7 protein-coding genes, 2 tRNA genes and 2 pseudogenes are annotated in these 11545 nt (G+C 42.2%); 3 read left to right on the top strand and 8 right to left on the bottom strand.

Going from position 1 to position 11545, the window contains the following annotated elements; all coding sequences use genetic code 11:
* Positions 1–62: 62 nt before the first annotated feature.
* The 5 genes from PGU50_RS17240 to PGU50_RS17260 all read right to left on the bottom strand — a co-directional run bounded on the left by PGU50_RS17240 (position 63) and on the right by PGU50_RS17260 (position 3191).
* Positions 63–148, bottom strand: a tRNA-Leu gene (locus PGU50_RS17240).
* 68 nt (positions 149–216) lie between these two features.
* Positions 217–298 (bottom strand) — tRNA-Tyr (locus PGU50_RS17245).
* A 90-nt stretch (positions 299–388) separates the two neighbouring features.
* The gene (locus PGU50_RS17250) at positions 389–1303 is read right to left on the bottom strand and encodes a C39 family peptidase (RefSeq protein ID WP_182438672.1); all 915 of its coding nucleotides are present in this window, start codon (positions 1301–1303) and stop codon (positions 389–391) included.
* A gap of 395 nt (positions 1304–1698) precedes the next feature.
* Positions 1699–2454: a tRNA threonylcarbamoyladenosine dehydratase gene (locus tag PGU50_RS17255; protein ID WP_118199831.1), complete on the bottom strand. Its 756-nt coding sequence runs from the start codon at positions 2452–2454 to the stop codon at positions 1699–1701.
* A gap of 74 nt (positions 2455–2528) precedes the next feature.
* Entirely contained in the window at positions 2529–3191 is a 663-nt protein-coding gene (locus PGU50_RS17260) for a 4'-phosphopantetheinyl transferase family protein (protein WP_270247576.1), read from the bottom strand.
* Between the two features lie 235 nt (positions 3192–3426).
* On the opposite strand from PGU50_RS17260, the gene asnB reads away from it, so the two are divergent.
* Both asnB and PGU50_RS17270 read left to right on the top strand, forming a co-directional pair.
* On the top strand, positions 3427–5262 hold the full coding sequence (asnB, locus tag PGU50_RS17265; protein ID WP_022221050.1) for an asparagine synthase (glutamine-hydrolyzing): 1836 nt from the start codon (positions 3427–3429) through the stop codon (positions 5260–5262).
* A 224-nt stretch (positions 5263–5486) separates the two neighbouring features.
* A pseudogene (locus PGU50_RS17270) lies at positions 5487–5585 on the top strand (type II toxin-antitoxin system mRNA interferase toxin, RelE/StbE family); the annotation flags it as partial.
* A 74-nt stretch (positions 5586–5659) separates the two neighbouring features.
* Here the strand turns inward: PGU50_RS17270 and PGU50_RS17275 are convergent.
* Positions 5660–6604 (bottom strand): AEC family transporter, encoded by a 945-nt coding sequence (locus PGU50_RS17275; protein ID WP_270247578.1) that lies wholly within the window; start codon positions 6602–6604, stop codon positions 5660–5662.
* Between the two features lie 336 nt (positions 6605–6940).
* Here PGU50_RS17275 and PGU50_RS17280 point away from each other — a divergent pair.
* A pseudogene (locus PGU50_RS17280) lies at positions 6941–7625 on the top strand (IS1634 family transposase); the annotation flags it as partial.
* A 183-nt stretch (positions 7626–7808) separates the two neighbouring features.
* On the opposite strand, the gene ltrA (PGU50_RS17285) reads toward PGU50_RS17280, so the two are convergent.
* Positions 7809–9203, bottom strand: coding sequence for a group II intron reverse transcriptase/maturase (gene ltrA, locus PGU50_RS17285; RefSeq protein ID WP_270247580.1), 1395 nt, complete (start codon positions 9201–9203; stop codon positions 7809–7811).
* A gap of 516 nt (positions 9204–9719) precedes the next feature.
* Positions 9720–11024, bottom strand: a complete 1305-nt coding sequence (gene ltrA, locus PGU50_RS17290) for a group II intron reverse transcriptase/maturase (protein ID WP_270247581.1) — start codon at positions 11022–11024, stop codon at positions 9720–9722.
* Between the last annotated feature and the right edge of the window lie 521 nt (positions 11025–11545).

Here is an 11545-nt window from a genome sequence, read left to right on the forward strand (position 1 = left end):
TTTTTGAAGCAAAAAAATAAGAGAAACGCTGTAAATTCAACGTTTCTCCTACTTTTTACTAATGCCGCAGACCGGAATCGAACCGGTACGGGTATCACTACCCACGGGATTTTAAGTCCCGGGCGTCTGCCAGTTCCGCCACTGCGGCAAGAGATGCTCAAACGGTTTTTGCGAAAAGCATACGCGCTCTGCACTGTCTCTTCAACCTCGCATCAATGGGCGGAGGTGGATTCGAACCACCGAAGCAAATTGCAGCAGATTTACAGTCTGTCCCCTTTGGCCACTCGGGAATCCACCCATTTTGTCTCTCGACAATATCTATTTATATCATAAATAAAAGAAAAGCGCAAGGGAATTTATCCAATTCTCCTGCACTTTTTCCAAATTTTTATACCCAGAATGACCACGCTGCATTCATCTGATTTATAATTGTATTCAGATCCCATTTCTTACGACTGTTGATCTTACTGTTCGGATCATTGATCAGTACCTTGCCCTCCTCTGTCAGCCCGGAAAGGACGATAAAATGTCCCTGGTTTGTAAAATCACCCGGTCCCATACTGCAGATGATCGGATGTCCTGCCGAAAGCTCGGATTTGAGAGTGTCTTCTGACCAGTTTGTAAGCTGTGCAGATTTTATTCCAAGTTCTGAAGCTCCTGCAGTCATAAGCGTCCAGTCTGTTCCGACTCCATCTACATAATATCCCATATTGACACTCATATCTGCCACATACTTCGGTGTAAATGAAGTATTGCCTGTAAGTCCTGTCGCCACCATGGAAAGGCTGGTCGGTCCGCATCCACCCATTCCGATATTCTCGGAACCATAAGATGCATATCCCCATACTTCGCTCCACTGGAAATATACCGGAATATGGTTCTGAATTCTGTAATCTTTCAAATCTACCGCCTGAAGTCCCTGCGCACTGAGTTCTTCCTCTGATCGTGCTGACTGTTCCGGATAATCAATCACCCACTGCAGTGCTTCCTGATGATCAAACAGCCATGTCAGCAGATCATCGGAATACTTTTCTCTGTTCAGAATGATTTCCTTTGTCTCCGGGTTTTTCTTATATAATTCGCCCAGCTGGTCTTTATACTGGTCAGAATCCAGCACCTCCTGGACTTTCTCAGCTTCTATCTCTTCTGGTGTCTTTGTTTCTGTTTCTGTCTTTGTCTTGGCAGAGGATGTCTTTTTTGCAGATTTCTTTGCATTTCCACTTCCACAAAGCATCAGGATCACAGCCAACACGATAATTCCTGCTGCTGCAAAAATGCCTGCTTTATATAGCTTTCTTTTCATCCTTCGTACTTCCCGCTTGCGCCTCGCCATTTTTTTCTGACGCTGCTCCGCTCTTTTCCTGTCTTCTCTCATCATATGTCTATGGTTCTTCCTTCCTTAAACGACATCTCGTTAATGTTTGTTCCCTTTTTACGCATATTTCAGCCTTACTTTAACATATTTTTTCATGAGAAAACAGTCTTTTCCGACAAGTTTAGAATTTTTTAAGTTTAAAGCTCTGTATAATTACTCTCCAGAGTTACCTCTGTTTTCTGATCTCCGATACAGATCGTATAAGATTTTCCGGAAAATCTGTGAAAAAAAATGAAACAAAAAAGCCAGGCATTTGCTGCAAGTTCTGACAGCAAATGCCTGGTTTTGATATGCGCCCCGCAGGGGCGCTCGCGATTTTATTTTTATTTTGCACAGAGGTCCTTCACTACTTCTCCTGCGATAATCAGTCCGACTACAGATGGCACAAATGCCACACTTCCCGGAATATCTCTTCTCCCCGTACATTTATGCTCTGCTCCTGGCGGACAGATACAATGGTTTCTGCAGCTGATTGCCATGTCCTCGATTGGTCTGGTCGGTTTCTCTTCTGAATAAACAACTTTCAACTTCTTAACATGACGCTTCTTTAACTCCCGGCGCATAACTTTTGCAAGCGGACACATCTGTGTCTTATAGATATCAGCCACTTTAAATGCACTTGCATCCAGCTTGTTTCCGGCTCCCATACTGCTAATGATCGGCACATTCATTGCCTGCGATTTCATGACAAGCTCAATCTTTGCAGTCACCGTATCAACTGCATCAACTACATAATCATACTCATCAAACGGAAATTCATCTGCATTTTCCGGAAGGAAGAAGCATTTGTGGATCCGCACATTCACGTCCGGATTGATTTCCAGCATTCTCTCCTTCATAACATCTACTTTGTATTTCCCTACCGTCTTTCTAGTTGCAATGATCTGACGGTTTAAATTGGTCAGACATACCTTGTCATCATCGATCAGGTCAAATGCCCCGATTCCGCTTCGTACCAGTGCCTCACATACATAACCGCCGACTCCGCCGATTCCAAATACGGCAACTCTTGAATTCTTCAGTTTATCCATCGCCTCTTTGCCAAGAAGCAGTTCTGTTCTCGAAAATTGTGTAAGCATCTTCTTCTCCTTCTTCTCTCATAAAATACCTGTAAACTCTTAACCAATCCACTTCTTGTTTCATTGGCTTATTTTCAATCTTTAAGTTCCACAATCATTTCTCTTTTGTAAATATCTGTCATATCCAAAATATTTTCGTCAAAATTCGGATTCGTTGAGCACACCGCAATCCTTGCTCCATCTGTCTGATATTCTTTTAAATAATAAGCTTCCCGGATCTCTTCCGGCTGCCTTAAAAAAAACGGATCTCCCTGCTTCGGAATCTGGATCTCGCTGGTATTCAATCCCATCACAAGGCCTTTGCGCGTCGCTTTTAAAAAGCTTTCTTTTAAAACCCAGTAGCGGTAAAACATTTCCGTCTGCTCCGCTTCATCTGCATTCCGGATTCTCTCATATTCAGAAGAACAAAAATATTTTTCTGCCAGCCTTTGATGATATTTCCGCATGCATTCGATGTCGCAGCCTACCCTCTCTCCGGATACGCCTGCGCTGCACAGAACATATTTCCCAGAATGTGATAAATTAAAGGACTGCCCTGCATCTTGCGGTATCTTGTGTCTCTCCTGTATCTTCATCCAAAGATACCATGCACCCACGCTTTGAGCCTGATCCTCCCTGTGCTTTAGCCGGTCTGCTTTTTCCTGTCTGAACGCCGGAACTTTTTCATAAATTTTTTGATAATTTTTCTCATTAAGCAGTTCAGATATATCTGCCAGGAAAGTTTTTACTTTTTCCATTTCCCGGATTCCCCTTTTCTTTGCCGGCTTTTACACATTTATCCGCATTTTTCACTATATAACACCTGTAAAAAATATGCAAGGAATATCCTACTGATTTTATTGGATATTCCTTTCTAGTTTTTTATCCCTTGTTAATTTTATATAGACTATGGTATAATAAATAAATCTACAGGCAAAATTAAGTTACTATAATATTTTTAATATGTATCAATTCAGAAAGGATGTGCAATTTATGTGTGGATTTGCAGGCTATTATGGCGCCGGCGATTTTAATAGAGAAGAAGTCATCGACCAGATGGGTGAACGCATTGCCCACCGCGGACCTGACAGCAAGGGAAGCTTTGTTGATGACTATGTAGCCCTTGGCTTCCGCCGTCTGAGTATCATCGACCTTGAAGGCGGATCTCAGCCGATTCACAGTGCAGATGGCAAACATGTCATTATTTTCAACGGAGAAATTTACAACTATCAGGAAATCCGTAAAGAACTGATTGAGAAACACGGATGTCAGTTCCAGACAAACTCAGATACAGAAGTTATTCTTCAGGGATACAAGACCTATGGCGAAAAAATTGCTTCTATGCTCCGCGGAATGTTCGCATTTGTAATTTACGATAAAGAAACTCACAACTTATTCGGAGCAAGAGACTACTTCGGAATCAAACCATTCTACTATGCACAGATGAATGGAAGCCTTTTATTTGGTTCTGAGATCAAGTCCTTCCTGGCTCACCCACATTTCCATAAAGAGGTCAACAAAGATGCCCTCAAGATGTACCTGATTTTCCAGTACACCCCACTTCTTGAAACCATGTTCAAAGGTGTATTCAAACTGGAACCGGGAACATACTTCACTTATGATGGAAAAGAACTTAAGAAAACAAAATACTTCGATCCGACTTATGCAAAGAAAGACCGCAGCTTTGACGAGACAGTAAAACTCATCGGTGAGACCATTCAGGATTCTGTTGATTACCATCAGATTGCTGATGTAGAAGTAGGATCTTTCCTTTCAGGTGGTGTTGATTCAAGCTACATCGCATCTACTGTAAAACCGATGAAGACCTATTCCGTAGGATTTGAAGTCGGCGGATTCGATGAGACAACCTTCTCCAAGGATCTGTGCGATATCCTTCATATGAGCAATGCAAAGAAAGAAATCTCTTCTGACGAATTTTTCGATGCTCTGCCGGAGGTTCAGTATCATTCCGATGAACCACATGCCAACCTTTCCGCTGTACCGCTGTACTATCTGTCACAGCTCGCAGCCAAAGATGTAAAAGTAGTCTTAAGTGGAGAAGGCGCAGATGAGATGTTCGGTGGATACGAGACATATATCCCAAGCAAATCCGGTGATATGTACCGCAAGATCGTACCGGCATCTATTCGTAAAAAACTCGGAGACTGGGCAAAACACCAGCCAGACAAGAGAGGACTTAACTTCCTCAAGAGAAATGCAACTTCCGTAGAAGATTCCTACATCGGCCAGGCATTCATCATGGACAACGAAGAAGCAGATGAAGTACTCTCTCCTGCATATAAGAGCAAGATGCGCTACCAGGACGTAACCAAACCGTACTTCGACCAGGTAAAAGATCAGGACGACCTTCATAAAAAGCTCTTCCTCGATATGCATCTGTGGCTGCCACACGACATCCTGCTCAAAGCAGATAAGATGACAATGGCACACTCCCTCGAACTGCGTGTACCATACCTCGACAAAAAAGTCTGGGAACTCGCCCGCAGCATCGACAGCAAATACTGCGTAGACGGCATGGAAACCAAAAAAGCATTCCGTACCTCCGCCCTCTCCCACATCCCAATGGACTGGGCAAAACGTAAAAAACTCGGATTCCTCGTACCATTCAGAGTATGGCTCCGAGAAGATAAATACTATAATAAAGTAAAAGAAATGTTCCAGAAAGACTTCGTATCCGAATTCTTCAATCAGGAATTACTGCTGAAATGGCTGGAAGATCATAAGAATAAAGTCGGAAATTATCATAGAAAGATTTATACCGTATATTCATTCTTACTGTGGTATGAACAGTACTTTGTCCTCAGATAGAGCAGTGCCAAAATAAAAGAACACGCAAATTTCATGCTCGCATGAAAATTTGCGTGTTTTTTTATTTTGATAGAGCGATAGCTCGCACAGCGAATGAACCGCCAGGTTCACGAGCTGTGGTGCACTGCTCCTCCCCTAAATCATTCGACCAACAAACTTTCTTATCTAAAACACACCAATCCCCAAAGGGGAACAGCGCCAGCGCCTTCCCCGCCCCTGCACCCATCTCCCCAGATTGGCTGCTCATCTATCGCTACGATGATGATGTCCTTGTCCTCACTCTTACTCGAACCGGCAGTCACAGCGACTTATTTAATCTTTAAAAAATAGAAGCAACTAGTCAATGGTGTGCTACCACAATTCCCATTTTAACTAGCTGCTTCTATTTTTATTCTTCTTACACCAACCCAAATGACCTCAACACATCCAGCCACATCGTAAGCGTAAACGCACTCAACAACGTCGTCATCATAATCACTCCGGAACTAAGCGTCCCCTCATGTCCCATATTCCTTGCCATAACAAAACAGCTGACCGTCGTAGCAGATCCAAGCATCACCAGAATCGCAATCAACTCTTCATTCCTAAATCCAAGAACTGCTGCTACCGGCAAAAAAACCGCACAAAATCCAACCAGCTTCATAAACACTGCCACAATTGTCGGCTTCATTTTCGATGTCGCTTTCCTCAACTCAAATGTCGCTCCCATCGACATCAGACCCATCGGCGTTGCAGTCGCCCCGACATTGGATACAACCTTATGTAAAATTGTCGGCATCGGAAGCTTAAGTGCAGACCAGACAAATCCCGCCACAATTCCAATAATGATCGGATTCGTTGCAATCCCCTTCAGCGTTTTCTTTACCAGCACCTTATCAAAAGAATTATTCCCCGGTTTAAACACTGAAAGCACCACAACCGCCATAATATTATAAAGCGGCACACTGCCGATGATCATAAGCGGTGCCATTCCCGCAGTTCCGTAAATATTCTGGATAAAAGCAATTCCAAGAAGCGCCGCACTGCTCCGGTAAGTCGCCTGTATAAATTCGCCTTTAATGCTCCGATCTTTCCACAGCAGTGAAATCAAAGTTGATATCGTAATACTGATCGCCGTCACCACAAAACAAAAAAGAATAAACTTAATATCCCATACTTCCGAAAAATCCACGGTCGCCAGCTGTTCAAACAGCAACACCGGAAGCAGAACCAAAAATACAAACTTGTTCATCTTTGCCGCAAAGACTTCATCCATCCACCCCAGTTTTCTGAATAACATTCCAAGTAACATCATCAAAAAAATCGGAATCGTTGCATTCAAACTGAAAATTAAATTTTCCATAATCGTTCTTCATCCTACTCATTTATATTTGCATATCGTTATTTTGAACTCTTTCCAGAAACCTGTCAACAGCATTTTCTCACATCAAAAGAATGATTGAGATTTAAAACATTTTATACTATAATGAAATAACACTTCGGGGTATGGCTCAGCTTGGTCAGAGCGCACGGCTGGGACCGTGAGGTCGCAGGTTCGAATCTGGGAGTTTGACAGTTGAATAATAAAAAAAAGTACTCGCAGGTCGCATAAAACCTGCTTTTTATGTCAAATTTATGGTTTTAATGTATGTTATTTTCTGTTATCGTATTGTGCAATAAGTGGAAGGAGATATTGCATATGAATCTTCATATATCAAAATCCAAAAACGCAGAGTCTTTTTATATCTGCAAATCTTATGTAAAAGCTAACGGCAGCACATCTTCCATGATTGTTCGTAAACTCGGAACTTTGGAACAACTTTTGATCGAACATAGTCCAACAAGGGATGACGTCCTCGCATGGTCAAAGAAATGATAAGATTCTTTATTATGACTGTTCGAATTATTATTTCGAGATTGAACAGGAAGACGGTAGCAAAAAATACGGAAAAAGTAAAGAGCACAGACCAAATCCAATCATTCAGATGGGACTGTTTATGGACGGGGATGGAATTCCTCTTGCTTTTTCTCTTTTTCCAGTTAATGTAAATGAGCAGACATCGCTGAAACCTTTAGAGAAAAAAGTCCTTAGTGGTTTCGGATGTCAGAAATTTATTTATTGTAGTGACGCTGAATTGGGATCAGAATCCATTCGCGAATTCAACCATATGGGCGAACGTACTTATATCGTAACCCAATCAATCAAAAAGCTGAAAAAAGAGGAAAAAGAATGGGCACCAAAAATGCTGGATTCTGGAAGCACGAAAAAGAATCGTAAGAACCCAAATGATCCGGCACGTTTCATAGGTAAGATAGCTGTCACCAAGGATGGGGAGGCTGCAGATATAAAGCAATACCTGGATGAGGATAAGATTGCGGATGATCTTCATGAAACCTGTGGTTTTATGACAGACTATCAATTTATAACAAAGAGCAAAATGAGAACAATACAGAACAAAAGTAAAGGGAAGGAATAAATTACTATACTTCAAAACAATCGAGTAGGAGGCGGTGACTAACCGCCGTCCTCTCACACCACCGTGCGTACCGTTCGGTACACGGCGGTTTCAATAGTTGACGTGCACAGACTGATAGGCTGTGGCTAAATCATAGAAGCCACTGTTTATCAGTCTTTCTTTTGTCATGGCTTTCTTAACTGTTGTCAGATTCGCACAATACCAGTGTCCTCTTCGGCAGTTTGCTGCCATGTTCGCATAGTATTCGTGTACTCCCATCTTTATCAGATTTCTTTTCTTTGTTCTTGGAAGTTTCCACTGTTTCCATATACACATACGTATTCTGCGGTAGAGCCATCCGTTGATGTCATCTATGTTGTTCTTCATACTTGCAATTCCGTAGTAGTTAAGCCATCCCCTCGCATACACCTTGATTTTCTCAAGGCTTGGCTTGATTGACTGACATCGCTTACGGGAAGATAACTCCTTCAGTCTAGACTTAAACTTCTTCCATGACTTCGGATGAACTCGGACATAAATGCCTTTTCCGTTCCTTCCCAATGCAAAGCCAAGGAATTTAAAATTTCGGATTGCAAATACACTGACAGTACGACTCTTTTCTCGGTTGACTGTAAGTTTCAACCTCTCCTCAAGATATTTTGTACTGCTTTCCAAGAGTCTCTCTGATGCTCGCTTGCTCTTTGCAAGAAGCACAATGTCATCTGCATATCTTATGCATGGAACGCCTCTTTTCAAGAATTCCTGGTCGAACTCATTGAGGTAGACATTTGCCAGCAATGGTGATAGATTTCCACCTTGTGGTGAGCCTTCCTCTGTGTCAATGACTACTCCGTTTTCCATTACACCGCTTTTCAGATAGCGCTTTATCAACTGTACTACACGTTCATCTTTTACATTCTTCCGGAGAAGATTGATGAGAATTTCGTGATTAAGAGTATCGAAGTACTTTGACAAGTCAAGGACTACAGCAAATGTATAGCCTTGTTCAGCATACTCCTTAACCTTAAGTATTGCATCTTTTGCACTTCTGTTCGAACGATAGCCATAGCTACCCTCTGCAAACAGCGGTTCATAGATCGGCACTAACTGTTGGGTTATTGCCTGTTGAAGTGTACGGTCTACCACTGTTGGTATGCCAAGCTTTCGCACACCACCATCTGGTTTGGGAATCGTGGCTCGTCTTACTGGAGACGGAGTATACTTCCCACGGTATATGCGGTCAGTTAACTCTTGTTGATGTTCCTTTAGATATAGAAGAGCCTCCTCAATGGTCATGCCATCAATTCCTGGCGCTCCCTTGTTTACCTTAACTCTCTTATACGCTCTGTTAAAGTTATCTTTATACAGTATCGCTTCTAAAAGTCTCGGCTGTGCACTGTCTCTTTCTTTCCATATCCGATTGAATGACCTAGACGCTTTCACATACCCTTCATGTTCCGCATTATCTCTTTGCGAACAGCCATTGTTTTCAATGTTTTCTGCCATAGACAGTCATTCCTCCTTTCTCGGTCATACTCAAGACTCCTACTGATTCGGTCCTTCACCTCTCGGCTACTATGACCTCTGCTGACTTCTATGCGTTCAGCATTGCTTTATGCAATGGTTACCTCTTTCAAGGCGTACCGCACAGACCTCCCTAGGTATCACACGTTTCTTCCTCTCCATCCGTCTGCCTCATTTATCATGCATGATTCCGTGTAGTTATTGGGCTTCGATTTGGCGTGCAACCTTACCCTCATGCATAACCTCATATAAGATTTCTATCCGTCAGACCAGAGATTTGCCCGTAAGTTAGTATTTTTTTCCTCACATCCGGCTTCCTTCAGATTCCACCTCACAATGGACACCCTGCTGTTCAGCTATATACTTCCTTGTTACCTAGGCGTATTCGGGTAGGGTCAAGCGATGGCGCGGTAGTTTCCGTTTCCATCGCCTGCCACCTCAAACCGTGCATGAGGTTCTCCCTCACACGGCTTTCCGATAATCTTCTTCCCACAACATTCAAAAGACTGCCACATATCTTTTCTTATTTAGATAATAAAAATACTCTATTCCACTGGTTGCATACCACTTTCGAAATCCATACAGCACATGTTCTCTGTATTTCTTCTGTTTTCGCCTGTAATACACCCGTCTCCATAGCCTCATCCACACGTATTCATCAAGCTGTTTAAACCGTCTTGTTGAGTTTCCGTGCTGAAAGTAGTTCCTCCACCCTCTTATAAGCGGATTTAATTTCTCCACTTTTTGCTCCAGACCCTCATAGGCTGATTTTCTGCAAGTAATTACTCTGATTGCATCCTTTACCTTTTTCATCGCCTTTTTACTTGGCATCATGTAAGGCAACTTCCATCCACATTTAGTTTTACCAAACTTCTGATAACGGAATCCAAGAAAGTCAAAGCTCTCCTTATTCATATCTACAATCTTTGTTTTCTGCGGATTCAACGTCAGTTTCAACTTGGTCATTATTCTTTTCAAATGCTCAAACGCTAATTCTGCATCTTTTCTTGTTCTGCACACAATCACTGCATCATCTGCATATCTGACTATGACGCCCAGTTCCTTATGGTTTTCCCAGTAGGAGTCCAATACATGAAGATAGATATTTGCTAACAACGGACTAATGACTCCTCCTTGCGGTGAGCCTTTTTCCGTTGGATAATATTTCCCATTTTCAATGACTCCGGATTGTAACCACTGTCTACATAACTTAATGACCCTTCTATCACTGATGCGATGATTTAATAATCCCAGTAGTATTTCATGATTGATGTTGTCGAAGTATCCCTGTATGTCTGCATCTACTACATACCAGTTTTTATATAATTCTTTTTTCACTTTTTCTGTAGCCTGTTTTGCATCTCTTTTAGGGCGAAATCCATAAGAACTATCTAGAAAGTTTGCTTCAAAGATAGGTTCTATCACTATCTTACAGGCTTGTTGCACAATCCTGTCTCTAATAGTCGGTATTCCCAATGGTCTTTGCTTCCCATCCGGTTTTGGAATGTATACTCTCTTTACCGGCTTAGGTCTGTATTTCTTATTCTTTAAATCCTCTTGAATATCCAACAAGTATTCTTCTACTCCGTATTCCTCAATCATTTCAAAGGTAATGCCGTCAATCCCAGCGCTCCCCTTGTTTTCTCGTACTTCTTTCCATGCCCGCCACAAAATATCCAGGCGAAAGATACGGTCATACAACGCATGAAATCTGCGTTGCTTATCCTTTTTGGCTGCCAGGTATAGATTACGTTGAAGTTGTCGTGATTTTTCTATTGAGTGTTGTTGTCCATTATTTAGCATGCACTATCCCTTACCTTCCCGTTAATCTTGATTAAAGCAGAGCCCCTTTTCTCCCATTGTTTTTCTTACCAATAGTTCATAGATACTATGGGCTCCTCCGACTTCTCATACCACTTCCCAAGAAATTTCGCATGCGTGCTTATATCCTCAGTTACATACTTGTGGTTATATGATGATATGAGATCTCTTCTGTTCCGTTATCAACTTTCATAACATTCCGCTCCCTCTACACCGAAGGGTTCTTCAATGCTGTACTCCAGTATCCCCACATTTTCCATGGTCTTCGTCAGAAAGTCAGTGACTCGACTCCCTCTTATCCCTTGCAGGGCTAACGTAACGATGCTACAGGATTCACTTTATGTTACGGACTGCTATTTTGCACCTGTTTCTCACAGGCATACCTCGCTTCAACACAATCGGTCACCCAAAAGCATTGGAGGTTCGCTACAAGGCTCACTGGCGATTACCTTGACCAGACTTTCACTGGCAAGCTGATAACAGCTTGCAGAACACACGACTTT

Origin of the sequence: Coprococcus sp. AM11-30B (genome assembly GCF_027674365.1) — a bacterium.
Classification (GTDB): domain Bacteria; phylum Bacillota; class Clostridia; order Lachnospirales; family Lachnospiraceae; genus Allocoprococcus; species Allocoprococcus comes.